This is a genomic window from uncultured Sphingobacterium sp., from assembly GCF_964277905.1.
Lineage (GTDB): Bacteria > Bacteroidota > Bacteroidia > Sphingobacteriales > Sphingobacteriaceae > Sphingobacterium > Sphingobacterium siyangense.
In genome coordinates this window covers 266,771-292,685 of record NZ_CAXYKD010000001.1, presented here as the reverse complement: position 1 = coordinate 292,685, position 25,915 = coordinate 266,771, and the positions used below count along the sequence as shown (strand labels likewise).

At 39.0% G+C, this 25,915-nt stretch carries 27 protein-coding genes; 19 read left to right on the top strand and 8 right to left on the bottom strand.

Features of this window, described 5'->3' with window-relative positions; all coding sequences use genetic code 11:
- Nucleotides 1-246 precede the first annotated feature (246 nt).
- The 3 genes from ACHWSC_RS01175 (at nucleotide 247) to ACHWSC_RS01165 (ending at nucleotide 4,350) form a co-directional block, all read left to right on the top strand.
- Nucleotides 247-2,640, top strand: coding sequence for an FtsX-like permease family protein (locus ACHWSC_RS01175; protein ID WP_394675524.1), 2,394 nt, complete (start codon nucleotides 247-249; stop codon nucleotides 2,638-2,640).
- A 101-nt stretch (nucleotides 2,641-2,741) separates the two neighbouring features.
- Nucleotides 2,742-3,401: an ABC transporter ATP-binding protein gene (locus tag ACHWSC_RS01170; RefSeq protein ID WP_046672265.1), complete on the top strand. Its 660-nt coding sequence runs from the start codon at nucleotides 2,742-2,744 to the stop codon at nucleotides 3,399-3,401.
- A gap of 97 nt (nucleotides 3,402-3,498) precedes the next feature.
- The gene (locus tag ACHWSC_RS01165) at nucleotides 3,499-4,350 is read left to right on the top strand and encodes a transglutaminase-like domain-containing protein (protein ID WP_394675523.1); all 852 of its coding nucleotides are present in this window, start codon (nucleotides 3,499-3,501) and stop codon (nucleotides 4,348-4,350) included.
- An 8-nt stretch (nucleotides 4,351-4,358) separates the two neighbouring features.
- Here ACHWSC_RS01165 and ACHWSC_RS01160 read toward each other — a convergent pair whose 3' ends face one another.
- The gene (locus tag ACHWSC_RS01160; RefSeq protein WP_394675522.1) at nucleotides 4,359-5,528 is read right to left on the bottom strand and encodes a hypothetical protein; all 1,170 of its coding nucleotides are present in this window, start codon (nucleotides 5,526-5,528) and stop codon (nucleotides 4,359-4,361) included.
- A gap of 179 nt (nucleotides 5,529-5,707) precedes the next feature.
- On the opposite strand from ACHWSC_RS01160, the gene ACHWSC_RS01155 reads away from it, so the two are divergent.
- From ACHWSC_RS01155 to ACHWSC_RS01100, 12 genes are all read left to right on the top strand, one after another.
- The gene (locus ACHWSC_RS01155) at nucleotides 5,708-6,358 is read left to right on the top strand and encodes an epoxyqueuosine reductase QueH (RefSeq protein WP_120333454.1); all 651 of its coding nucleotides are present in this window, start codon (nucleotides 5,708-5,710) and stop codon (nucleotides 6,356-6,358) included.
- A 102-nt stretch (nucleotides 6,359-6,460) separates the two neighbouring features.
- Nucleotides 6,461-6,997, top strand: a complete 537-nt coding sequence (locus tag ACHWSC_RS01150) for a YceD family protein (protein ID WP_394675521.1) — start codon at nucleotides 6,461-6,463, stop codon at nucleotides 6,995-6,997.
- A 14-nt stretch (nucleotides 6,998-7,011) separates the two neighbouring features.
- Nucleotides 7,012-7,203 carry a 50S ribosomal protein L32 gene (gene rpmF / locus ACHWSC_RS01145; RefSeq protein ID WP_046672269.1) on the top strand — a complete coding sequence of 64 codons (192 nt, stop codon included), beginning with the start codon at nucleotides 7,012-7,014 and terminating at the stop codon, nucleotides 7,201-7,203.
- 106 nt (nucleotides 7,204-7,309) lie between these two features.
- The gene (gene plsX / locus ACHWSC_RS01140) at nucleotides 7,310-8,248 is read left to right on the top strand and encodes a phosphate acyltransferase PlsX (RefSeq protein WP_046672270.1); all 939 of its coding nucleotides are present in this window, start codon (nucleotides 7,310-7,312) and stop codon (nucleotides 8,246-8,248) included.
- A gap of 7 nt (nucleotides 8,249-8,255) precedes the next feature.
- Nucleotides 8,256-9,245, top strand: a complete 990-nt coding sequence (locus tag ACHWSC_RS01135) for a beta-ketoacyl-ACP synthase III (RefSeq protein WP_046672271.1) — start codon at nucleotides 8,256-8,258, stop codon at nucleotides 9,243-9,245.
- A 74-nt stretch (nucleotides 9,246-9,319) separates the two neighbouring features.
- On the top strand, nucleotides 9,320-9,799 hold the full coding sequence (accB, locus tag ACHWSC_RS01130; RefSeq protein WP_394675520.1) for an acetyl-CoA carboxylase biotin carboxyl carrier protein: 480 nt from the start codon (nucleotides 9,320-9,322) through the stop codon (nucleotides 9,797-9,799).
- A 73-nt stretch (nucleotides 9,800-9,872) separates the two neighbouring features.
- On the top strand, nucleotides 9,873-11,228 hold the full coding sequence (gene accC, locus ACHWSC_RS01125) for an acetyl-CoA carboxylase biotin carboxylase subunit (RefSeq protein WP_046672273.1): 1,356 nt from the start codon (nucleotides 9,873-9,875) through the stop codon (nucleotides 11,226-11,228).
- Nucleotides 11,229-11,304: 76 nt separating this feature from the next.
- Nucleotides 11,305-12,165 carry a twin-arginine translocase subunit TatC gene (gene tatC, locus ACHWSC_RS01120; protein WP_088160308.1) on the top strand — a complete coding sequence of 287 codons (861 nt, stop codon included), beginning with the start codon at nucleotides 11,305-11,307 and terminating at the stop codon, nucleotides 12,163-12,165.
- Between the two features lie 13 nt (nucleotides 12,166-12,178).
- Nucleotides 12,179-12,625, top strand: a complete 447-nt coding sequence (rpiB, locus tag ACHWSC_RS01115) for a ribose 5-phosphate isomerase B (protein WP_394675519.1) — start codon at nucleotides 12,179-12,181, stop codon at nucleotides 12,623-12,625.
- Nucleotides 12,626-12,805: 180 nt separating this feature from the next.
- Nucleotides 12,806-14,380 (top strand): M28 family peptidase, encoded by a 1,575-nt coding sequence (locus ACHWSC_RS01110; protein WP_394675518.1) that lies wholly within the window; start codon nucleotides 12,806-12,808, stop codon nucleotides 14,378-14,380.
- Nucleotides 14,381-14,535: 155 nt separating this feature from the next.
- The gene (locus ACHWSC_RS01105) at nucleotides 14,536-15,468 is read left to right on the top strand and encodes a DnaJ C-terminal domain-containing protein (protein WP_394675517.1); all 933 of its coding nucleotides are present in this window, start codon (nucleotides 14,536-14,538) and stop codon (nucleotides 15,466-15,468) included.
- 4 nt (nucleotides 15,469-15,472) lie between these two features.
- Nucleotides 15,473-15,763: a chaperone modulator CbpM gene (locus tag ACHWSC_RS01100; RefSeq protein WP_088160304.1), complete on the top strand. Its 291-nt coding sequence runs from the start codon at nucleotides 15,473-15,475 to the stop codon at nucleotides 15,761-15,763.
- A 22-nt stretch (nucleotides 15,764-15,785) separates the two neighbouring features.
- Here ACHWSC_RS01100 and ACHWSC_RS01095 read toward each other — a convergent pair whose 3' ends face one another.
- The 5 genes from ACHWSC_RS01095 to ACHWSC_RS01075 all read right to left on the bottom strand — a co-directional run bounded on the left by ACHWSC_RS01095 (nucleotide 15,786) and on the right by ACHWSC_RS01075 (nucleotide 20,096).
- A complete protein-coding gene (locus tag ACHWSC_RS01095; protein WP_112373758.1) occupies nucleotides 15,786-16,676 on the bottom strand; it encodes a hypothetical protein in 891 nt (296 codons plus the stop codon).
- Between the two features lie 16 nt (nucleotides 16,677-16,692).
- Nucleotides 16,693-18,426 carry an energy transducer TonB gene (locus ACHWSC_RS01090; protein ID WP_394675516.1) on the bottom strand — a complete coding sequence of 578 codons (1,734 nt, stop codon included), beginning with the start codon at nucleotides 18,424-18,426 and terminating at the stop codon, nucleotides 16,693-16,695.
- Between the two features lie 30 nt (nucleotides 18,427-18,456).
- On the bottom strand, nucleotides 18,457-18,825 hold the full coding sequence (locus ACHWSC_RS01085; protein ID WP_075991136.1) for a BlaI/MecI/CopY family transcriptional regulator: 369 nt from the start codon (nucleotides 18,823-18,825) through the stop codon (nucleotides 18,457-18,459).
- A 150-nt stretch (nucleotides 18,826-18,975) separates the two neighbouring features.
- A complete protein-coding gene (arfB, locus tag ACHWSC_RS01080; protein ID WP_313262516.1) occupies nucleotides 18,976-19,380 on the bottom strand; it encodes an alternative ribosome rescue aminoacyl-tRNA hydrolase ArfB in 405 nt (134 codons plus the stop codon).
- The gene (locus ACHWSC_RS01075; protein WP_088160301.1) at nucleotides 19,377-20,096 is read right to left on the bottom strand and encodes a DUF1003 domain-containing protein; all 720 of its coding nucleotides are present in this window, start codon (nucleotides 20,094-20,096) and stop codon (nucleotides 19,377-19,379) included. The genes arfB and ACHWSC_RS01075 overlap by 4 nt, the downstream gene beginning before the upstream one ends.
- A gap of 362 nt (nucleotides 20,097-20,458) precedes the next feature.
- Here ACHWSC_RS01075 and bshA point away from each other — a divergent pair, with 362 nt between their 5' ends.
- From bshA to ACHWSC_RS01055, 4 genes are all read left to right on the top strand, one after another.
- A complete protein-coding gene (gene bshA, locus ACHWSC_RS01070) occupies nucleotides 20,459-21,601 on the top strand; it encodes an N-acetyl-alpha-D-glucosaminyl L-malate synthase BshA (protein ID WP_394675515.1) in 1,143 nt (380 codons plus the stop codon).
- 74 nt (nucleotides 21,602-21,675) lie between these two features.
- Complete coding sequence (pyrH, locus tag ACHWSC_RS01065; protein ID WP_075991132.1) at nucleotides 21,676-22,380, top strand: UMP kinase; 705 nt, start codon at nucleotides 21,676-21,678, stop codon at nucleotides 22,378-22,380.
- 29 nt (nucleotides 22,381-22,409) lie between these two features.
- On the top strand, nucleotides 22,410-22,973 hold the full coding sequence (frr, locus tag ACHWSC_RS01060) for a ribosome recycling factor (RefSeq protein WP_088160299.1): 564 nt from the start codon (nucleotides 22,410-22,412) through the stop codon (nucleotides 22,971-22,973).
- A gap of 231 nt (nucleotides 22,974-23,204) precedes the next feature.
- The gene (locus tag ACHWSC_RS01055; RefSeq protein WP_227550265.1) at nucleotides 23,205-24,188 is read left to right on the top strand and encodes a sugar phosphate isomerase/epimerase; all 984 of its coding nucleotides are present in this window, start codon (nucleotides 23,205-23,207) and stop codon (nucleotides 24,186-24,188) included.
- 44 nt (nucleotides 24,189-24,232) lie between these two features.
- On the opposite strand, the gene purE is transcribed toward ACHWSC_RS01055, so the two are convergent.
- On the bottom strand, nucleotides 24,233-24,742 hold the full coding sequence (gene purE / locus ACHWSC_RS01050) for a 5-(carboxyamino)imidazole ribonucleotide mutase (protein ID WP_088160297.1): 510 nt from the start codon (nucleotides 24,740-24,742) through the stop codon (nucleotides 24,233-24,235).
- 8 nt (nucleotides 24,743-24,750) lie between these two features.
- On the bottom strand, nucleotides 24,751-25,893 hold the full coding sequence (locus ACHWSC_RS01045; protein WP_394675514.1) for a 5-(carboxyamino)imidazole ribonucleotide synthase: 1,143 nt from the start codon (nucleotides 25,891-25,893) through the stop codon (nucleotides 24,751-24,753).
- Nucleotides 25,894-25,915: the final 22 nt, after the last annotated feature.

Sequence of the window (25,915 nt, the reverse complement as noted above, 5' to 3'; positions counted from 1 at the left end):
TCTTAAAAATTGGTATTTGTTGCCTTGGTAATTGCCTTGCCTGCTACATGGTGGGCAATGAACCATTGGCTTAGGGGGAATGGATGTTCGATTCTGGACGTAAACTGTTCGAAATCGAACATCCAAAAACAAAACAAAAACACGATAAGTAATTTATAATAAAACTATTACGACACTGGCAAGGGGATTGTAATTTTAATTGAGTGAATTGGTTCGCATTAGTTTAAACATAATATCCTCCAAAAAATGGCAAAAAATGATTTCAAACTAGCTTGGCGTAAACTCTTAAAAAACAAAGGTTTTACTTTCTTAAATATTGTTGGTCTGACCTTGGGTTTTACGGGTTTTATCCTTTCCTATCAATACATCAATCGGGAAACGAGTTACGATAAATGGAATCCACATTTTAAGGACATCTACCAAATTGGTCTTGAAGCAGAAGGTGCCTTTACGAACGAAACTTCACCTTCTCTGGCTCCTTTGCTAAAACAGAATTTACCTGATATTGTATATGCAGGTCGGAAAATAGTTTACAATTATGGAAGTTATCCGCTTTTCGGAGAGAAGACGGTACTTATTAAAAATGCTGCATTAATTGATTCTTCTGCTGCGCGGATTTTTCAGATAGAAAATGCGACTGGGCCGCTCTACAAAAACAAGGACCAAAAGGAAGCGACCATGGTCAAAAGTCCTATTGCCGAACAACTATTCAAAAAAGAAGACTTAAATTTTGACAGTCCCCAGTCGATTCCAGCGCTAAGTCAACAAATTGGAATGAAGGAAACAATCTACGGTACCATCAAAAAGCAAGGCCTGTCCATGATTGATTACGATCTCCTTTTTATCCGTGAACCGCAGGATCTCTTCGCGGATAATAATCCCTTTTTGTATCAAACTTATATTCAGGTTCGCCCCGGTACGGATATCACAACGTTGACCAATCGCATCAATGCGCTTTACCAGAAAGAAATTGCACCAAAAGATAAAATACGTTCATCCAGTTATGCCAAAGGAAAAATCTATCTTGATCCACTTGCCAACCTTCACCTTCGGCCAAAAACGGGAAATAACACGGCTTATATCATTACGTGGATTATTGGTATTCTTTCGGTCTTAATTCTTTTACTTGCTTCAGCCAATTTTGCCAATATGATTATGGCACAGGCGGATCAACGACTTAAAGAGCTTGCCCTAAAAAAAATATTGGGAAGCTCACGTTGGGCTATCGTCAGGCAGTTGGTACTGGAAGTATTTATTCTGACTTTCAGTGCTGCAATTCTAAGTTTCGTTACTTTGGCCCTTACAGGAAATATTCTCCAAAAATGGTTCAATGATGATCTTAAGGGGTATATTTTGAGTTCGGAAACAATCGTACAACTTGCTATTGCCGTACTATTGACAACAATTCTATCGGCAATATACCCAGCTATCGTACTCTCTGGCTTCAAATCCGTCAATCTGCTCAAAGGCGGATTATCCTCAATACTAAAGAAAGGAACATTCCGAAATGCCTTGCTAACTTTCCAGATCAGTATGGCCATCCTGTTTATCTCGGGCATGCTAGTGATTAGAGCACAGCTTCAGTACATGCAGCAGGCGGATAAAGGGTTTGAGCCGGCCCAGGTTATCAATTTCAAGGGAGTAGGTATGTATTACAATAAAAACAACTACGAACAATTAAAAAGGCGATTAGACAATGATCCGAGTATCGCATCAGTCGCATCAGCGACAAATATCCCAGGAGAGGGCGAACAGCCTCCTAAAATGGATTTTTCTTATGCACAAAAAACTGTTTCATTTGCACATGTCGGCATTGATCCTGGATACTTCAAGACGTTAAACATCTCCAGTATACAGGAAAACACCAATATTTCAATAGACCAACTGCTTCGCGATTCCTTGGCGAACTATGCTATTATCAACGAATCTGCAGCTAAGAATTTAGGACTTGAAAACCCTATAGGTGCTAAAATCAAAGGCTGTGATGTCAACTTCGAAATTGTCGGTCTAGTCAAAGACAGTAAAGCTTATGGCTTCGAGAATGCCGTACAACCGAGCCTATATTCATTTAAAAGTGAATGCGGCAGCATGCGCTTGCAAACAACCCTCATGGTCAAAACAAAACCAGGTATGGTCGATCGGGCAATTCAAACAGTCAAAACAGAGTGGGAGAAAAATCCATCTGCAAAAGATCTGCCCCTTGATTATTCCTTTATGGATGAGCAATATGCTTTACAGCACAAAAAACAGCAAGAATTGCAGACTGCTTTTAATAGTTTCACCAGCCTTTCGGTTATCATTGCGGCCTTAGGGCTGTTCAGTATGGCGGCATATCAGGCGGCTTTACGAAAAAAGGAAATGAGTATCCGTAAAGTACTAGGAGCTTCGGTACAATTGCTCTTTATTCAATTGAACAAACCATTTTTCAAGCTCTTTCTGATCGGGATCGGCATAGCCCTTCCAATCGCTTATTTCCTTATGAATAGGTGGCTTTCCAATTTCGCCTATCACATTCAGCTGTCCTGGTGGTCGTTTTTGATCCCAATATTTTGCATATTTATACTCATATTGGTTTCGATCAGTTTCCAATCTATCAAAGTCGCAAAAACAAATCCAATAGATAGCCTGCGCGATGAATAAAAGATAGTATGAGCAGTGATGGCTTTATCCTACAGTTGAACAATAATTATGGTTACTAGAAAAAATATAAATTCGAATATCTAAGATCTCAATACTAAAAAATGATACAATTAAAAAATTTATTCAAGTGGTATAACGTAGGTGGTACACGCTCATTCGTCCTTAAAGATGTAAGTCTTGATATCGCTGAAGGTGATTTTATCTCCATCATGGGACCTTCAGGGTCCGGAAAATCGACTTTATTAAATATTATCGGTATGCTCGATGAACCTGATGAAGGTGAATATATTTTTATGGGCGAGAATGTGTTGGAAATGAAAGCGAAAAAAAGAACGCAACTATACCAATCCCACATCGGCTATGTATTTCAAGCTTACCATCTCCTGGATGAGTTGACCGTATATGAGAATATTGAAACACCCTTGATCTATAAGGACATTTCGAGCAAAGAAAGAAAAGCTATTGTTGCCGATATGCTCGATCGCTTTGGTATTGTTGGTAAGAAGGATCTCTTCCCAGCCCAACTATCCGGTGGCCAACAACAGATTGTAGGTATAGCGCGTGCATTAGCGGGATCGCCTAAATTATTGTTAGCCGATGAGCCTACGGGTAATTTAAATTCCAAACAAGGCGAAGAAATCATGGATCTATTCAAACAGCTCAACGATGATGGTGTTACAATTATACAAGTAACCCATTCTGAAAAGAATGCCGAATACGGTAAAAGAGTTGTCAATATGCTGGATGGTCAGCTCAAATAATTGTATGCCAATTTAACCTGGATAATCCCTACGCAGTACATCAATTACGGTAGGGATTTTTTTAGCTCATATTTCGAATCAATTCTTTAACTTCGTTATGATGAATGAGAGAGAGTTGAAATCGCTAATATCCCTGTTGGACGACACCGACCAACAGATTATTCAGGAAGTGGAACACCAGTTAAAAAGCCAAGGTCCTGAGATTGTACCCTATTTGGAAAAATTTTGGGAATCAAGCTTCGATCCCAGAATACAGGGACGTTTAGAGAATATCATTCATGAAATTCAATTTGATCAGACCAAAAACGAGTTACAGATCTGGAACCTGAGTAACTCATTCAATCTACTGGAAGGATTAATTATCCTCAATAATTATCAATATCCTTCTTATGAGGACCACAAGATTATTTTGGCGATAGAAGATCTCAAAACTGAGGTATGGCGCGGTTTGCATTACGACATGAGCCCACTGGAAAAAGTGAACCTAATGAATCATGTTCTTTTTGGCTCTTTCGGCCTAGCAGGAAATACAAAGGATTATCATCATCCACAGAATTCCTATATTGGTCAAGTACTCGATACCAAACAGGGGAATCCCTTAACCCTATCCTGCATTTATAGTATCATTGCACAAAAATTGGACATTCCAATCTACGGTATCAATTTACCAAAGCATTTTGTATTGGCGTATATGGATTCGGATGAAGAAGGGAATGAAAATGTGCTGTTTTACATCAATGCCTTTAATCGTGGTCAGGTTATGCAAAAAAGCGATGTAAATTCATTTTTGAAGCAACTGAACCTCAATCCGGATAGAGAATTTACCTACCCCTGCGACAATGTGACAATCATTAAACGAGCTTTGCGAAACCTAATGTCTGCCTACGAGGAACATGAAAGTTCAAACAAGCAGCAGGAAATCAAAGCGCTTTTCCAGTTGCTTGCCTAAACTGTACATTAAAAGTTAGTAGTAGACCGGCCGTCCAAAAAGATATAATTTGGATTCAGAGAACCATAGGTTTTCGCCGCTATGTCAGGTTTTAAATTACCGTCGCTTAAGCCAGTCAATGGAAAACGCGAAATTGTACGATTCGTTAGATCAGAAACATAAAAGAATTTACCTTCGTTGAGACGGTCATCAATGGCTACCCCCCAAGGTTTTTCTAAGCCCGTATTAGCACCACTGATAACGTAATCAGGGTCTATATTTTTGTCTGTAATCCCACTAAACAACGCCGTAGGGTCTTTGAAAAATAACACTTCTTTACCCGATGTCACCGCAAGTAAACCCTTATTAGGCGCATAGGACACGGGGCCTAGTTCAGTTTTACCCTTGATATAGACTTTCATTACTGGCTTAAATCCATCTACGCCGACAATCGTATCACGTGGCTGATCGATGAGTTGTTGTTTTAGATTAGTATAAACAGCAAATCCACTTTTATTTTCTGCTCCTTCATTATTAAAGCCTATAACAACAATTTTTTGATTATTATCACCTGTGCTATTGTTCACTAAGGTCAGAGAACTGGGAACAATGGTCCCCAGGTTAATCTGTTTGTCAATGATTAGTGCCCCACCTTTTAATCCTGCTTTTCCGCTTGGTGTGCTTATAGCATAAAACATGGAGCTGCCCGCTCCTCGATTTGTAACCGCCAATAGAAATGGTATTGTAGCAGATCCAGAAGTACCATTTTGCTGGGCATATGTATAATAAGCCAATCCCTTAACATTTGTAAAACCACGGTATCCAATTGCACCTGCATTACCTGGAATTCCATAAATATCATTTGCAAAAGGAATACGCTGAATAAAGGTATCCTGAGCCGTTATACTCGCCTGAAAAATAGCCTGGGCACTTGCATCAAAAAGAATGGGTCCCCCTCCCTTAGCCGGAGAAAGATACTGATAGATATTATCCAAATTGTTCGTATCTGCCGGATCTACAATCATCATATTCTTCAGGGAAGAATTATTCGGATCATAATCCAGGAAAGAGATATATAATCGTGATATCTGCGTGACGCGTCCAATATTGCTTGGTTCATCATCCAGTTTCTTGCATGATGTAAAACCTATTACACTAGCAAAGAATAGGATAATACAGGATTGAAACGAAAATTTCATATATTTTTTATTAAAAATAGCGTATTGCGTTAAACATACAAATCTACTAATATATGCAGCATATAAACGAATTTATATAATTCTTTTAAGGACAAACTCGTATAAGTATAACGGAAATATTTGTCAATTCGCTACTTTTTGATTAAAATTGTCCTTGTTTTTTATTAGCACATACGATTATGGAAAATAAGGAATTTGTAAGGGAGACGTTGGCATTACCGGGAGAGGGCAAAAAATTACTTTTACACTCCTGCTGTGCTCCTTGTTCTGGAGAAGTGATGGAAGCACTCATTGCTTCGGATATCGATTTTACAATCTATTTTTACAATCCCAATATTCATCCCCGCAAAGAATATGATTTACGCAAAGACGAGAACATCCGATTTGCGGAAAAACATAATATCCCTTTTATTGATGCGGACTACGATGTTGATCATTGGTTCGATTTGGCCAAAGGGATGGAGCAAGAGCCTGAAAGAGGCATTCGCTGCACCATGTGTTTTGATATGCGTTTTGAAAAAACGGCTGAGTATGCAGCTGCGAATGGCTTCGATGTGATTTCAAGTTCGCTGGGTATCTCCCGCTGGAAAAACATGGAGCAAATCAATGACTGTGGTTTACGTGCGGCCTCCCGCCATGAAGGGATGGAGTATTGGACATTCAACTGGCGCAAGAAAGGTGGTTCTGCCCGTATGCTTGAAGTCTCCAAAAAGGAGAAGTTCTATATGCAGGAATATTGCGGCTGTGCTTATTCGCTACGTGACACCAACAAATGGCGTATGGCAAATGGGCGCGAAAAGATAGAGTTAGGCAAAAATTATTATGAATAAGCCCTGTTACTGGTGTATATAAAGCTTTGCTTCGGAATATTTAAAAAAATATTTCTATCCTAATGATTTTATACATACCTTTGCAGGCTCAAATGCAAGATTGTGAAACATCTAAAACAATACAGAATTCCCTTTTCGGGACTCAACGCTGGAAAGCACAATTTTGAGTTTGACATTAATAAAAAGTTCTTTGACTGCTACGAACATTCGATTGTAAAAGATGGCAATCTGAAAGCAGAAGTTGAATTGCAAAAACAAGAAAATCTATTGATTTTGCATTTTGATATCCAAGGCGAAATTCAATTGACTTGTGATACCTGCTTAAAAGAGTTTATGTCACCGATTTCAATTCAAGAACGAATATTAGTCAAATTCACGGATGAAGATTGGACAGATAATACCGAAGAGGTGTTGATCTTATCCAAAAGCGACCATGAGTTGGATATAGCTGAGTTATTATACGAATACATTAATTTAGCTGTTCCCTATATCGTAAAATGTGAAGAGCAGGGACAAGGTATACAATGTGATCCTGAGATGCTCGCGTTATTTACAAGCGAGCCTGATTCAGAAAAACAAAAAGAAGAAGAAATTATCGACCCACGTTGGGAAGCATTGAGAAATATTAAAAATAACTAAAACAAAAATACGAGATGGCACATCCAAAACGTAAAACTTCTAAATCAAGAAGAGACAAAAGAAGAACACATTATAAAGCTGAAGCTCCAAGCTTGACAGTATGTAAAGAAACTGGCGCAGTTCATTTACCTCACCGTGCGTATACTGTAGACGGAAACTTGTACTACAACGGTAAATTGATCATTGAAAATACAGCTGTTGTCTAAGGTAAACCTTTCATAACACCAAAACATCCCAGACAAGCACTATTTTAGAAATTTGCTTTACTTTGGGATGTTTTTTGCGTATTATTGATTTACTAAATAATAACGGATGAAGATTGGTTTAGATATTTTAGGAGGAGATTATGCTCCTAAAGCAACGATAACAGGTGCTATTGAAGCACAAAAGCAGCTTACTGGAGACCAAAAAATAGTCCTTTTTGGTAAAACTGAAGAGACTAAACAATTAATCAATCAAGCCGGAGGAAATTCATCTGACTTTGAATATGTAGAGGCTCCAGAAGTCATTGCAATGGGTGAACATCCTACCAAAGCAATAACTCAAAAACCCAACTCAAGTATTGCGAAGGGATTTGAATATTTAAAAAACAAAGAAATTGACTCATTCGCTTCTGCTGGTAATACCGGCGCCATGCTTGTGGGGTCAATGTTCAGCGTTAAAGCTATCCCAGGCGTATTACGTCCTGCTATAGCATCCATTGTTCCCAAATTAAAATCTGGCTTCGGAATCTTATTGGACGTCGGCGCTAATGCGGACTGTAAACCAGAGATGTTGAACCAATTTGCAATCTTGGGAAGTGTCTTTGCCGAACATGTGTTTAATGTATCCAATCCTAAAGTTGGATTATTGAATATCGGAGAAGAAGAAGAAAAAGGAAACATCCTAACAACCTCTACCTACCCCCTACTTAAAGCCAACGACAAGATTAACTTTATCGGAAATGCAGAAGGCCGTGACCTGTTCAGTGACCATGCCGACGTTTACGTCTGTGATGGATTTACAGGCAACGTCGTCTTGAAACTCGCAGAATCATTTTATGTAGTGACGTTGAAAAAAGGTTTTAAAGATGATTTCTTCGACCGATTCAACTACGAACAGTACGGCGGAAGCCCTATCTTGGGAGTTAATGCTCCTGTCATTATTGGCCATGGTATTTCGACACCTGAGGCCATTAAAAATATGGTTTTATTTTCAAGAGATATGATCGAGTCTAAGTTCATTGACAGCATCAGATCTATTTTCAATTAGAATATTTATGTCAAAGATTCACGCCGCAATCACGGCTGTAAATGGTTACGTTCCGGATTATATCCTTACTAACAAAGAATTGGAAACAATGGTCGACACCAACGACGAATGGATTGTTTCCAGAACGGGAATCAAAGAGCGTCGCATCTTAAAAGGTGAAGGGCTTGCTACTTCAGATCTTGCTGTACCTGCGGTTCAAGGTTTATTGAAAAAAAGAGGTATAGCTGCTACAGATATTGACCTTATTATCTTTTGTACAAGCACACCAGACATGCTGTTCCCTGCGACTGCAAATATTCTGGCCGATAAAATCGGAGCTACAAATGCATGGGGATTTGATCTTCAGGCTGCTTGTTCAGGTTTCTTGTTCGGTCTGAATACAGGAACACAATTTATCACTGCTGGTACACATAAAAAAGTCCTAGTTATCGGTGCAGATAAAATGTCTTCGGTAATAAATTATCAGGACCGTAATACCTGTATCCTATTTGGTGATGGTTGTGGTTGTGTATTGTTGGAGCCAAATGAAGAAGGAATGGGTATACAGGATGCTATTTTAAAAACCGATGGTTCCGGAGGACAGTTTTTGAATATCAAAGGTGGCGGTTCGCTGAATCCGGCGTCGCATGCAACTGTAGATGCAGGATTACATTATGCTTACCAAGAAGGTCGTACAGTCTTTAAATTTGCAGTAACCAATATGGCTGATGTAGCTCATGAAGTTATGGTCAAAAACAACTTAAAATCAGAAGATATTGCTTGGTTGGTACCTCATCAGGCCAACAAACGTATTATTGATGCAACTGCAGAACGTGTGGGTCTTCCGGAAGAAAAAGTGATGGTGAACATTCAAAAATATGGGAATACGACCAGTGGTACTATCCCTTTATGCCTATGGGAATGGGAATCTCAATTGAAAAAAGGAGATAATCTTATCCTTGCAGCTTTTGGCGGTGGTTTCACTTGGGGATCCATCTATTTAAAATGGGCGTATTAATTGTCCATTTTATGGTATAATTTATTACTTTTGACAGTTAGAATTTTTTAGAAACAAACAAAACCTAGAATACTATGGGTATGGATATCAAACAAATTCAGGACTTGATTAAATTCGTTTCAAAATCAGGTGTGAATGAAGTCTCAATTGAAGAGCAAGATTTTAAAATTACAATAAAGACAAATCAAGAGCCTACGTACGTAACAGCTACTGTTCCTGCTGTTGCTCCAATTGCTGCTCCTCAAGTTGCACAAGCAGCGGCGCCAGCTCCGGTAGCTAGCCCTGTAGCACCAGCTGCAAGTGCTGAAGCAAACTTGATTACAGTCAAATCACCTATGATCGGTACATTTTACCGTTCGGCTGGACCTGGTAAACCATCTTTCGTTAATATTGGTGATGATATCAATACCGGTTCTGTATTATGCATCATTGAAGCAATGAAATTATTCAACGAAATTGAATCTGAAGTTTCAGGTAAAATCGTTAAGATTTTGGTAGAAGACGCTCAACCTGTTGAGTTCGACCAACCATTATTCTTAGTTGAGCCTAAGTAATTTACAATTACGTAAATGAATACATGTAGCCTCCAAAGGGCTACATTTTTTGCAAACTTCATAATTCAAGACAATGTTCAAAAAAATATTAATTGCAAATAGAGGCGAGATTGCCCTGCGCATTATCCGTACCTGTCGTGAAATGGGTATTAAAAGTGTTGCAGTATATTCGACTGCTGATAGAGACAGCTTACACGTAAGATTTGCGGATGAAGCAGTTTGTATTGGTCCTCCTCCGAGTAGAGATTCTTACTTAAACATTCCAAATATTATTTCTGCAGCTGAATTGACAAATGCAGATGCAATTCATCCAGGATATGGTTTCTTATCGGAAAACGCACGCTTTTCAGCAATCTGTGCAGAATATGGTATCAAATTTATTGGTGCTACTGCAGAACAGATCGAAAAAATGGGTGATAAATCCCGTGCTAAGGATACCATGAAAAAAGCTGGAGTTCCTACGGTTCCAGGATCGGATGGTTTGATCTCAAACGTAAAAGAAGGTATTACATTAGCGAATGAAATCGGCTACCCAGTAATCATCAAAGCAACTGCCGGTGGTGGTGGTCGTGGTATGCGTATCATTTGGAAAGATGAAGAGTTCGAACCAGCTTGGGATTCTGCACGTGTTGAATCTGCTGCAGCTTTCGGTAACGATGGCATCTACCTTGAAAAATATGTAGAAGAACCGCGTCACATCGAATTCCAAATTGTGGGCGATCAATTTGGCACGGTATGTCACCTATCTGAACGTGACTGCTCGATACAACGTCGTCACCAAAAATTGATTGAAGAATCTCCATCACCTTTTATGACTCCCGAATTGAGAGCTGAAATGGGAGAGGCTGCTGTCAAAGGTGCTAAAGCTGTAAACTATGAAGGTGCTGGTACAATCGAATTCTTGGTTGACAAACACCGCAACTTCTATTTCATGGAAATGAATACCCGTATCCAGGTCGAACACCCTGTAACGGAAGAAGTAATCAACTTTGATTTGATCAAAGAGCAGATAAAAGTGGCCGCAGGAATTCCGATCTCTGGTAAAAACTATGAACCAGGAATGCATGCGATTGAATGTCGTATCAATGCGGAGGACCCTTTCAACAATTTCCGTCCTTCACCAGGTAAAATCACCAACTTCCACTCACCAGGTGGACATGGTGTACGTGTAGATACACATGTTTACTCTGGTTATTCAATTCCGCCGAACTATGATTCTATGATTGCTAAATTGATCACTGTGGCACAAACACGTGAGGAAGCAATTTGTACCATGGAACGTGCGTTAAGCGAATTCGTCATTGAAGGGATCAAAACAACCATTCCTTTGCATTTGAGATTGATGCGTGACCCTAACTTTAGAGCCGGCAATTTCACAACAAAGTTTATGGAAACTTTCGACCTAACGGAATATCCAGCAGAAGATTAAATAAAATTATCTTTACATACATAAAAAATACCATTCTTTACAATAAGAATGGTATTTTTGTTTCCAAACAATTTTTATGAGTACACCTAATTCGAAAGATCTAATACAAGCTATTAAAGATAAAGGGAAGAATATAGAAGCAGAAATGTCTTTTTTTGACCACCTTGAGGTTTTGAGATGGCATTTGGTCCGTTCAGCAATTGCGATCTGTATCTTTGCAGGTATTGCCTTTACATTCTACGATTTCGTATTCAACGATATCATCATGGGGCCAAAGAATCTAAATTTTTGGACCTATCGCATGATGTGTAAAGCCGCAGATGCTTTCAATTTAGCGGACTTCTGTGTCAAAAAAATTCCTTTTAATATCATCAATACCGAACTAGCGGGTCAATTTATGCTTCAGATAAACTCCTGTTTATTGATGGCTTTGATGATGGGCTTCCCTTACCTTCTTTTTGAAATCTGGTTATTTGTAAAACCAGCATTGACCGATGTGGAAAGACGCTCTGCACGTGGTTTTGTTTTTTACTCTTCTTTATTGTTTATTTTAGGAGCGCTCTTCGGATACTATATCGTTGTACCTTTATCCATCAACTTTCTGGCAAATGTATCCCTAAGTGATGAAATCGTGAACCAGATTACCATTGATAACTACCTTTCTACGATAGCAACGTTAACATTGGGCTGTGGAATTGTTTTCCTACTGCCGATACTGGTGTTTATTCTCTCGAAAATAGGCATTATGACCCCTGAATTTATGCGGGCCAGCCGTCGTTATGCAACTGTAATTATTCTAGTGATAGCCGCTATCATTACACCTTCTGCAGATGTGATCACCATGTTGACCGTTGCAGCACCAATGTTCTTATTATATGAGATCAGTATTATGGTTTCTGCGGATGTCAAAAGAAAAAAATTAGCACAAGAAAAATAAAATAACAATAAAAATGAGCACCGTAAAGAAAATTGCGATTGGAAGTGACCATGCTGGTTTTGAATACAAAACAGCTTTGGTAAGCTTTTTGAATGAACTGGGTTATGAAGTAACAGACTTTGGAACAAACTCTCCAGATTCAGTTGATTATCCAGATTTCGCACACCCAGTTGCATCAGCAGTAGAAAATAAAGAAGCTGATGCCGGAGTCTTAATTTGTGGAAGTGCAAATGGTGTTGCTATCACAGCTAATAAACACCAAAATATTCGTGCTGCTATCTGTTGGTTGGAGGAAATTTCGGCTTTAGCCCGTCAGCATAATGATGCGAACTTGGTATGTATCCCAGCACGTTTTATCGACCTTGACCTTGCTAAAAAGATCGTCAACACATTTATGAACACGGAATTCGAGGGTGGACGTCACGCTAACCGTGTAAACAAAATAGCTTGTAGCTGTTAATAAATTAACATTTTTTAAGAAGCGGATGAAAGGTAAACTACATTTTTCATCCGCTTTTTTTTATATATTGTGCAGATACTGACACCTGTTATACGAATTAAGCAGATAATGCTCGCTTAATCCGGTTAATTAGAATTACAAAAATAAAGCGTTGAAAGTCGCACTAGTAAAAAATAAACAATGAAAAAAATATACAACCTGCTTTGGATCGCATGCTCCCTAATGAGCTGTGCAAAAGCACAGGACGTAAACAGTAAATATGCGGATGAAATCACCGTAGAATCGACGCAGAAGCATCTGCGTACTTTAGCTTCTGTCGATTTTGAAGGCCGAGGGACCGGCCAAAAAGGTGGTCGTCTAGCAGCAGAATATATTGCCAATGAATTTAAAAAATATGGACTTAGTGCGCCTGTCAATGGATCCTATTTCCAACCCCTGCAACTAATTCGCAACAGCTTTAAGGTAAAGCAATTTAGTATTAACGATAGACCCTTCCAACATGGTAAGGACATTTTTGTCATTGGCAACAATGAGAACAAGTTCTTCGAAAGCAATGAAATTGTGTTTATTGGCTATGGTATAGATGATCCCAAGTATTCGGATATCTCAGGCATGGATCTCCACAATAAGATCGTTATGTTGATCAATGAGAATGAGCCAACAGATGAGAAAGGGAATTCATGGATTACCAGCAAAAAGACTGCTTCGGACTGGGCAACAACCCGAAATAAAAAAGTCAAGGAGATCCTTAAACATAGTCCCAAAATGGTACTAGCCATTAATAGTCAGCTGTCTCAACTTCTGGAGGATGCAGGAGACCGTGCTATTGAGGGCCGTTATAATTTGGCGGTGGATCAACCTGCGCCGGAAAAGTCACCCATGATCCCCGTGGTCAATATTACAGACCATGCAGCAAATTATATTCTAAACTTAGCGAGAACCAATCTTGCCACTGTGGTTGCAAAAATTAATCGTACGGGACAACCGAATTCCTTTGCTATTTCAACAAATTTTAAAGCTGAGTTTGGCACCAATGCGGCGCCTTTAGCCGATCCTAATATTCTTGGCTACCTGGAAGGAACAGATAAAAAAGACGAAATCGTTGTGATCGGGGGCCACTATGACCACGATGGAATAGATTCCAAAGGAAATATCTTCTTTGGGGCCGATGACAATGCCTCGGGTACAACAGCTGTCCTTGAGTTGGCACGTGCTTTTTCTAAAGCTAAATCAACCGGAAATGGCCCACGGCGCAGTATTTTGTTCATCACCTATGCGGCAGAAGAAAAAGGTTTATTGGGTTCCAAATTCTATACAGAAAATCCCATATTTCCATTGAAAAACACCGTTGCCTGCATTAATATTGATATGATTGGCCGTGTTGACGACAAACATCTCAAAGGTAATCACGATTATATCCATGCGATCGGTTCAGATAAATTGAGCTCGGAGTTATATCAGATCAATAAAAATGAGAATGAAAAACATACGAAACTGGAGATTGACTATATGTATGACAATCCAAAGGATCCTATGCGCCTCTACTATCGCTCCGATCATTATAACTTTGCCAAGAAAGGTATACCATCTGTATTTTACTTTTCGGGCTTGCATCCGGACTACCACACACCTGCAGATACCTATGACAAGATCGACTTTCCATTGATGGTTAAACGTGAAAAGCTCGCATTTTACACCGCATGGCAAATAGCCAATCGGGAAAATCGCCTGGTGGTTGACAATAATAAAGAGTAAGGTCAAATTATCGCTTGTAAAAAGAACTATTTTATACTGTATAAAAAAGCAAGTAAATGATTGTTTACTTGCTTTTTTTATGTATTAAAATGAGCTTTAGCATAAACCTTTTATCCACAATTATTGTTATCTTTAATACAAAACAAGTATAATTTATGGCTTTTGTAGATTACTATAAAGTGCTTGGCATTGATAAAACAGCTTCAGCTGATGAGATCAAAAAAGCATATCGAAAACTAGCCCGTAAATACCACCCTGATGTCAACCCCAATGACAATGAGGCCAAACAACGATTTCAGGAGATTAATGAGGCAAATGAAGTATTATCCGACCCCGAAAAGCGCAAAAAATATGACCAATACGGTGAACATTGGCAACATGGAGAGGAGTATGAAAAAGCGCAGCAACAATACCGTCAGTCCCAATCCACCGGAGGAAATCCATTCGGAGCTGGGGGAAATCCATTTGGTAGCGGCGGCTCCCACGAGTACACCGGAAACTTTGATGATGGGCAATTCTCGGATTTCTTCGAACAGATGTTTGGCAGCAGACGCGGGGGAGGCCGCCAAAGTACCTTTCGTGGACAGGACTTTAATGCCGAACTCAGCTTAACCTTACAAGAAGCTTACACGACACATCAACAGACCTTCAATATCAATGGAAAAAGTATCCGCATCACAATTCATGCTGGAGTGGAGGATGGTCAAAAAATCAAACTGAAAGGATATGGCAGTGAGGGTATCAACGGGGGGCCGAAAGGAGATCTCTATATCACAATTAACATCACACCAGATGCCCGTTTTAAACGTCAGGGGAATGACTTATACACTACACTTGATGTAGACCTTTATACAGCTATTCTAGGCGGCGAAGTGACCTTAGATACGTTCGGCGGAAGGGTTAAACTGAAGATTAAAGCCGAAAGTCAAAATGGCGCAAAAATGCGACTTAAAGGAAAAGGATTCCCCTTATACCGCAAGGAAGGTGAATTTGGCGACCTTTATGTCACATTGAATATTCTAATGCCCAATAATCTGTCTGCCGAAGAAAAGGCATTGTTCCAACAGTTGAAGGATTTAAAACAATAATCTTATGGAAACGACACTCATTAAAGTCATCGACTTCTGCCAGTCCAGAAAGGTTGAAACAACCTTTCTGCAAAGCATGGAGGAATACGGACTCATACATATTGTCATTCAACAAGAAGAACAATATATTGATGAAGAGGAGCTCCAAAAATTGGAGCGTTTTTCAAATCTCTATTATGACCTTGAAGTAAACCCCGCAGGAATTCAGGTTGCTAGCCATCTATTGGAAAAAGTTGAGCAGCTCCAAAATGAAATTTTGCATTTAAAGAATAAATTGAAAGCCCTGGATTATTGATCCAAGGCTTTCAATTTATTCTTTAGAATTCGACGTCCCGCTCTGTATTCACCTTAGTCTGCCAAACAATTTTGTCTTGCAATGTGGTATACAGAATTTCATAATCCCCTTTACAGGTCACAAAGGACCCATAAAAATCTCCGGGCTTCATCACGCGGTAAACAACCAGTTTTCGTTCTCCGCCGACTTCACCATAGGCTTTCATTAACATATAGCCTGTTTTATTCACCTTTTCCTCAGGGATTTTATAATCCAAATGCGATCGGCTACTACCATCATCAGGGCATAAAATCTCTGTGCGGCTCGGGGTAAATTTATAACGATCGCGATACATAGCAACATTAGACATCACTACATCCTTCGCCCACGCGATATCGGTAAAATCCTCAGGGAAGAGAAAGATCAGCGACACCATTTTCTCTTGCCAAAGGCGCCCATTAAACGGAATTACAAAATGAAGCAGCTTTTGCCCCTTAAAAGTTGTAGTCGTATAAAAATATCGCCCCTCCTTATTTTGCTCCCGTTGAAAAGAACTTAAATCAAGTAGGTGATTTTTTTTCCCTTTTACATTTGGCGAATTGTTGACTACAGCAAGCATGTCATACTGATATTTTCCTTCCAGATGTCCAGAAAACAAAACCTGATACGCGGTATCTGAATAGCGTAAATGGCGCAATACACGACGAAATCGATTGTCAACCTGCTTTGCATTAATTGGATTAGTCTTACCTTGCCAATTTTTATCCTCCATAATATCATCTCCGAGGAATACGGTGAGCTCTTTGTTAATATTAACAAAATACTCATCTCCTTGTACAGCAAAACCGTTGGGAACCACTTTATAGGACTTACAGGAAGAAAGCATGGCCAAAACCACAATAAAATAGAAAATTTGAATGAATCTGCTCTGCATATTTATGATCTAATCTTTACTTCTTTAAATTTAAACGAATCGGCAATGTGTAAGCCACGCGTACCGGTTTACCGTTGACTAATCCCGGTTTCCATTTTTTCGCACCTTTTAGGAGCTCCAATGCCGCCTCTTTGGTTCCATAACCAAGATCTTTTTTTACATCAACATGGGATAAACTACCATCCTTTTCGACAATAAAAACCACTTCAACAATGCCATTAACCTCCCGTTTAATTGCTGCTTCAGGAAAAACAAAATTATCGCCTACCCAGATCATAAAAGATCGCATTCCCCCAACAGGTGTTGGTTGCACCTCAACTTTATCAAAAGTTACTAAGTCGGACTGAAAATCCAATGAAAGATTCCAGCGGTCGCTCTCATTTTCCGTCCTTATCGATTTTACTTCCTTGAGTTGTTTTTCCGTCTCTTCACCAGATTCAGCGCCCGGGAATGAATGAGATGACATCCGGACCTTTCTGCCCAATGTGTCGGTTTCCTCCCAATAATAAGTTGTTTTTCCGCCAACGGTAACGGGCAAGGAAAGCAGCGATCGAACGACTTTCCCATTGACGATTGCAGGTTTCCATTTCCCACTTGCTTTTACAGCATTTTCCACAGCTGATGCCAGGCCATAGCCCAAATCATTCTTAGCCTTTATATGGCTCAACTCACCATTTTTCTCCACGATGGCTGTGATGACAATTACCCCGATCACATTATTCTTGATTGCTTCATCACTCACGTGGATTCTACTGGCCAATCCCACGACATACTTTTTCATTCCTCCAACTGGAATAGCCAATACCTCCGGGTCTTTGTATATCTTCCTGTCTTCATTTACCTGTTCGTTTTTTAACTCCTCAGGTTGGTTCGATAATGCCTGGTCATCAATCACAGTTAACCTATTGACGCTTTCTTCAACATCTGCTACCATATCCTTGGCCCTACTCGTATTAAAGATCAACGTAGACCCCGCTACCACCAATAGCATGGGCAACACAATCACATATAACAAGCGTTGTCTTTGTACAGATTTAACTTTAAATAACATCGTGATGCGCTGCTTTAAAAAAGAATGATTGGAAAACTCATGTGAAAAAGCCAATTGATCTGTACGTAAAGCATGAGCAACCAGCATTTCTGCATAAGCCACTTTATCGGTCGAGCATATTTCATCTACAATATACTCGTGTTGAAACCTTATTTCCTTTTGAAAGAAATACACAACAGGATTGAACCAATTAAAAATTTTCAGCAGCTCAATCAACACCAAATCGTAGGAATGCCCCTGGGCAGTATGGACCTGCTCATGCCATGCAATATTCTCCTTGTTTTTAATCGATTTTCCAATCACAATCCTATTAAAAAAAGAAAAACTCAAGTATTCAGGAGAAGAGCGCATTACCCGAACAAGTTGCCTGATACGCACCGCCAGGAAAAAAAAGGCGACAGCCACTCCTATCCAATAGATCTTGGTAAGAATATCCAATAGAAAAAGAGGTTTTTTTTCGATCGGGCTCCCGATTTCGACATCCATATATGTTCCTAAATCGACCTGTGGAATATGATTGAAAATCATCTCTGTCTTGGGCAATTCAATAAAAATACCCACGGGAGCTAGTAAAGAAAATGCAACCATTCCAATCAGATAGATCCGATTCCATTGAAAAAAAGTAAGTTTTCTAAAAATCAGTTTGTAGAGCACAAAACTGATAATCAATGAAATATTGACAATCAATAAGTAAATCATAATCAAAAGTTTATAAAAGAGTATTGGTTGTTATTTATTACGTTCGATGATGGACAAGATGTCATCAAGTTCTTTGATGTCCAACCTGTTCTCTTCCAGAAAATAAGAGAGCATACTTTTGGGCGAATTATCAAAATAATTGGTTAATAACTTACCTGTAATACCTTTCTTATATTCCTCTTTTGAAATCTTTGGTAAATATTGATGACTTTTACCAAAGGATTCATGCGTTACAAAGCCCTTCGTTTCAAGAATACGAACGATGGTCGAGACCGTATTGTAAGCAGGTTTCGGTTCCGAAAGTCGATCAATAATCTCTTTGACAAAGCCACGGCCCATCTCCCAGAGCTCTTGCATAATCTGCTCTTCAGCTTTCGTTAACTCTTTAAAATCCTCCATAACTCCTCAAGAATAAATTAAATACCTGAATAATAAATCAATAGACAAGTTATAACTAAAAACATAGTTTAACAACTAATAAATTAGTTTAAAAACTAATATACTGATAATCAATTTATTATTTTTTGTCAATACGGAATATTGTCATATTTATTCATCGAAATTCTTTTTCCTTGAAGCTTTCAATTGAGATTGTTGTTTCTTTCGATCCAGCCTTTTGAGAACACTCGAATACGGAGTTTTGGTTTTCTTACGAGGTTTTGCTGGCACAAGTGCGGCCGTCAATATACGCTTAAAGCGATCGATTGCGATTTCTTTATTGCGGACCTGCGACCGGTCGATATCGCATTCCAATTGCAGTATTCCTTCTTTATTTATACGATTTGCCAATGCGGTGAACACCATTGCTTTTTCCTCAGCAGAAACAGCTGTCGATAGCGCAACATCCCACTGCAGCAATACTTTCGATGACACCTTGTTTACATGTTGTCCACCTGCTCCACCCGACCTGGAAAACTTAAACGTAAGTTCTCCTATTACTCCTTCTAAATTCATTTATTTTTAAATGCTTCTTCTATTTTTTCCATCTTTTTTAATAGAAAGCTCAATTTTTCCACTTGATCCCGTTGTACTTCGACAAGTTCTTGTTCTTTGCGGATAATGAGATGATCTATTTTTTCATGCAATTCCCTGATTTCGAGTTCAGCCTTCAAGTTGACCATATAGTCATTTCTTGCGCGTTCACGATCCTTATCTTCCTGTCTGTTTTGACTCATCATAATAACCGGAGCCTGCAAGGCCGCCACACAGGACAAAATCAAGTTAAGTAAAATAAAGGGATACGGGTCAAAGCCTTTATTATTTAACCAAAAGATATTGGCTGCAATCCAAACAATCAAAAATAAGATAAAGGAAATAATAAAGGTCCAGCTTCCACCAAACTCAGCTACTTTATCTGCAACCCGATCTCCTACGCTGACTGACTCCTTATCATCTCCGTCCAGACTTGCGCTGATTACTTTATTTTCCTTAAAGCTATTGATTACCTGCTGATCCAATTGACTTAATTGCCCCGACTCATCTTTCAGAAATTCGGAGATATAAGTTTCCTTAAATCGTGTCAACTCGCTTGCGGCGATATACTTGTCCTTACTAAAACTTGGATATTCCTTCTTTATCAGCTTAAAAATAGGTTGTCGGATTGAAGCCCCCAAAATACGTTGCTCCGAAGGAAATTGCTGTCCTGAAATATCACTTATAAAGTTATCCATATACCGATTTAATGTCTATTTAAAGATAGTGCTTTTTAACCAATCAAAAAATTCACAAAACTATGGCAATTGGTTTTTGTTATTTTACGCATAAATAGACGAAATTTGCAACACAAAATTCAGGAATAAGCGTTATCAATTTTTCATGTTAGCATGAAATAATTTAAAAAGACAATTGTTAAGGTAAATAACTTCGTCCGTGCCTTATGAATAAAAATAGTTTATATGTGATAGACATCACATGTCTTGGACGACAACACGCAGAATACTAACATTAGGTTCCTTGGAGCCTTTAAACACAAATTAAACAGCGCGTATAACGGAATGCCGTTAAAAATATACGCTCAGACATAATTACGCAAATGAAAATAGGAATTGTTTGTTATCCCACCTTTGGTGGAAGTGGTGTTGTTGCAACCGAACTAGGAAAGGCTTTGGCCGCTAATGGACATGAGATCCATTTTATCACCTACCGACAACCCGCACGTCTGGATTTCTTCTCTGAAAACCTGTACTACCATGAGGTAGCTGTTTCGCAGTATCCACTTTTTGACTTTCTACCCTATGAATCTGCATTAGCCAGCAAACTGGTTGATGTTGTTCGTTTTGAAAAGTTGGATTTGATTCACGTCCACTATGCCATTCCACATGCATCGGCGGCATTTATGGCAAAACAGATCTTACTCACCACGTATGGCATTAATATTCCTGTAGTAACGACCTTACATGGTACGGATATTACACTGGTTGGTAAAGACAAGAGTTTTAGTCCTGTTGTTACATTCTCCATCAATCAATCCGATGGCGTAACTGCGGTATCACAGAATCTGAAAGATCAAACGCTCCAATACTTTGACATTACCCGAGACATCAAAGTGATCCCAAACTTTATTGATCTGGACAGGTTCAGCAATAAAGATCGGTCACATTTCAAAAAAGCCATTGCACCGGGCAATGAACGCATATTGGTCCATACGTCCAACTTTAGAAAAGTCAAAAATACAGAAGATGTCATTCGTATTTTTAAGAAAGTCCATGATGTTATACCTTCCAAATTATTAATGGTAGGTGATGGTCCTGAGCGTCGAAATGCGGAAGAGTTATCCAGAGAACTTGATGTATGCAAAGACGTCCGTTTCTTGGGGAAACAGGACGCAGTGGAAGAAATATTATCTGTATCAGATCTTTTTCTGATGCCTTCAAGTTCGGAAAGTTTCGGTCTTGCGGCTTTAGAAGCCATGGCTTGTCAAGTTCCAGTCATCTCTTCCAATACCGGAGGTTTACCCGAGCTGAATGAAAATGGTGTAACTGGATTTCTCAGTGCTGTTGGTGATGTTGAAGATATGGCGAAAAACGCGATTTATATCTTGGAAGATGGAGAACGCTTAGAAAAATTTAAAGAAGCGGCATTAAATCATGCAAAAAAATTCCAATTGTCTAATATTATGCCTTTGTATGAGCAGTATTACCAAGAAGTCATTAATCAAACAATAAAAGCACAATAAATATCACTTTAAGGCTTAAGGGATGAAAAAAATATTTTATCTTTGACCTTTGGAAAATTTCCAAAAAAACAATTATGAAATACAAACGTATCTTATTAAAACTTAGCGGTGAATCCTTAATGGGTGACCAAAGCTATGGTATCGATATTAACCGTGTATCACAATACGCTAATGATATCAAAGAAATTCACGATCAAGGTTTAGAAATTGCAATTGTTATCGGTGGCGGTAATATATACCGTGGTCTAAGCGCTGAAAAATCAGGCATGGACCGTGTTCAAGCAGACTATATGGGCATGCTTGCCACAGTCATCAACAGCATGGCTCTTCAAGATGCGCTTGAGAAAGTTGGGAAAAAGACACGTTTGCTTACTGCGATCAAAATGGAGCAAATCTGCGAACCATTCATTCGTAGAAGAGCGGTACGCCATTTGGAAAAAGGCCGTATTGTTATTTTCGGAGCTGGTACTGGAAACCCATATTTCACAACGGATACCGCTGCATCTTTGCGTGCAATCGAAATCAATGCCGATGCTGTATTGAAAGGAACACGTGTAGATGGTATCTATACTGCCGATCCTGAAAAAGATCCTAGTGCAACAAAATTTGAAGAAATATCATTCACAGAGGTTTATGAGAAAGGATTAAATGTCATGGATATGACTGCCTTTACCCTTTGTCAAGAAAACAAATTACCGATCATTGTATTTGATATGAACAAACCTGGCAATTTATTAAAACTTGCCAATGGTGAACATGTCGGAACTGTGGTTAAATAATTTAAATCTGTAAAAAAACGTAATCTTATATGAACGAACTAATTTCAATTGAATTGGACGATTGTAAAGACAAGATGTCCAAAGCAGTTGCTCACACCGAATCCGAATTAACTAAAATTCGTGCGGGTAAAGCTTCTCCATCCATGTTAGATGGAATTTCAGTAGACTATTATGGCAGCGCCACTCCACTTTCACAAGTGGCTAACATTAATACAACTGATGCACGGACTATTGTTATCCAACCTTGGGAAAAATCGCTCATCAACGCAATTGAAAAAGCTATCACAGACGCTAACCTAGGAATCAACCCACAAAATGACGGTATCGTTATTCGTCTGAATATTCCTCCTTTGACAGAAGAAAGAAGACGTGATTTGGTTAAGAAAGTAAAAGAAGAAACTGAAAAAGGCCGTATTGGTGTTCGTAATATCCGTAAAGATGTAAACGAATCCATCAAAAAATTAAAAAATGACGGCGCTTCAGAAGATGAAATCAAAACTGCTGAAGGTGAAGTTCAAAAGTTAACAGATGCATTCATTGTAAAAGTTGATAAATTGGCTGAACTGAAAGAAAAAGATATCATGACTGTTTAAGTTTTCCTACTTGAATAGAAAAAAGGTCTGAAAAATATTCAGACCTTTTTTATTGGTATGAAGACCTCCCCACTCTTTCCCTGTAACGGACTCTTACCGCCCCCATAATACCATATCTCTCCGAAGATTTTATAATTATAAGATCAACATACTCTTCAAAAATATTCCTTGTTGTACCATTGATTTCTGAACAAATAATTGTACATTGTACACTAACAAGTAATCAATTATATGATGAACAATTCTCGCCGTCAATTTTTAAAGCAAGCTGGAATAGGTCTTTCGGCAGCTTATCTGGTGCCCAACTTTATATCTTGTCAAAATAAAGCCGGTGCAATCAGCGACAATCCATTACAGAATATAGGCGTACAGCTTTATTCCATCCGCGATTTAATGGATAAAGATCCGAAAGGATCTTTGGAACAAATTGCCAAAATTGGGTATAAACATGTTGAGCTCTATGGAATAGATGCTACAGCCAAACAGTTCTGGAAATTGCCCTACAAAGAGTTGAAGAAAATATTGGATGATAACGGTCTAAAAACACATTCAGGCCATTATGATATGTCCAAATACCTAAGTAAAGCTCATACCGACAAAGAAGACCTTGCGGTTTATTTTGATGCAGCAAAAGAACTTGGTCAAGAATATGTGATTGCTCCTGTAACACCGATGTTTGATCTGAATGCATTGAAAAAAGACGATTATCTCTATGCTGCAGAGCAATTGAATAAGGCTGGTGAACAGGCTAAAAAATTAGGTCTAAAAGTTGCTTATCACAACCACTTCTGGGAATTTAGGGATCTGGGCAATAATACGACGGGTGAAGAGGTGATGTTAGCATTCACTGAGCCTGATTTGGTTGATTTTGAATTAGACCTTTTCTGGGCAGAAAAAGCGGGTAAAAACCCGATAGCTTTGTTTGAAAAATTCCCCAACCGTTTTAAACTTTGGCATGTCAAAGATATGGATAAAACCAAATCCAATCCTATTGAATGGCCCAAAGATGGAAAATTGCCGATTGAGCAAATCTTCAATGATATCAAGTATACCGAAGTGGGGACCGGAAGCATCAACTTCCCTGAAATCGTTAAAGAAAGGAATAAAGCCGGACTTAAATATGCTTTTGTTGAGCAAGACAATATCTATATGCCAAATAAGATGGAAAGTCTCAAAAAAAGCTACGATTATGTACAGGCAAATCTTACAAAATAAAAAAGGGAGCAATGCTCCCTTTTTTATTTTGTAAGATTGTCAGCTTAAAATTCGGTATCTTCTACCTCCACTGCTGTCTCGATTACTTTTCTCGCCAACTCTTCTTTAAATTCGATGATATTCTTACTGATTGTTTCATCATGTGTACCAAGAATCTGAGCCGCCAATATACCTGCATTCTTCGCCGCATTTAAAGCGACAGTTGCTACAGGAATACCATTTGGCATCTGAAGAATAGAAAGTACCGAGTCCCATCCATCAATGGAATTTGATGATTTTACAGGCACGCCTATCACAGGTAAATGTGTAATAGAAGCAACCATTCCAGGCAAATGCGCCGCACCACCCGCTCCAGCAATAATAACTTTCAAACCACGAAAAGCTGCATTTTTCGCATAATCAAACATACGTTGCGGTGTACGATGTGCTGAGACGATCGTTACCTCAAATTCCACCCCAAGGGCTTTGAGCACATCTATAGCATCCTGCATAACAGGAAGGTCTGATTTGCTTCCCATGATAATGCCTACCTGGGCCTTATTATTGACTGACATAGTATTGTTTAAGCTTTAACTTTTAATATTTCTTGTACTTTTCTTGCATTGGAGATCGCTTTCTCCCGATCATCATTGATGATACAAACATGGCCCATCTTGCGGAATGGCTTCGTATATTTCTTTCCATATAAATGGATATATACGCCTTCCATTGCCAACACCTCTTCTACTCCCTCGTATTTGGCCAATCCTTCATAGCCAGGTTCACCTAACAGGTTAATCATAACGGCATTCGTTCTGCATCTGGTATCACCTAACGGTAGATTGAATATAGCCCTTAAATGCTGTGCAAATTGCGACACATAATTACCCTCTATTGTCTGATGACCACTATTATGAGGGCGCGGAGCCAATTCGTTGACCAAAATATCACCATTTTTCGTTAGGAACATCTCTACAGCCAATATACCTACGATCTGCAAATCATCGGCAATCTTTTTTGCTATAGCCTCTGCGCGTTGTTGAATCTCTACACCGTACAAAGACGGCGCAATCAAAAATTCCACCAAGTTAGCCTGAGGATTAAATTCCATTTCCACCATTGGAAATGTAGACACCTCCCCCTTATCATTCCGGGCAACAATGACCGCAATTTCCTTTTCAAAATCTACCCATTCTTCAATTAAGCTAGGTTCTTCGAACGCATCTTGTATATCCTGCTGGGTAACAATCTTCTTAACCCCTTTTCCATCATATCCATCCTTACGTAATTTCTGGATATAGGGTAAGTTTAACGAGGCATTTACTAAATTATCCTTATTGGATATCAATTGAAACGCCGACGTTGGTATATCGTTTTGTTTAAAAAATTGCTTTTGTAGACCTTTATCTTGAATCAGACGAATGATACGTGATTGTGGGTACACGATTACTCCCTCGCCTTCTAGTTTCTCCAAAGCATCTACATTCACCTTCTCGATCTCGATCGTGATCATGTCCAAATCCTTACCGAAATTATAGACCGTTTCAAAATCGCCCAATGAACCACATTCAAATTTATTGCACAACTTGCGACAAGGAGCATTCTTATCCGGGTCCAATACATGAACATTTACATTGTAATTAATGGCTTCCTGGATGAGCATTCTTCCCAGTTGACCACCGCCAAGAATCCCCAATTGCAATTCACCATAAAAATCTTTTGCCATAATTGATTTAAAATCTTATAAA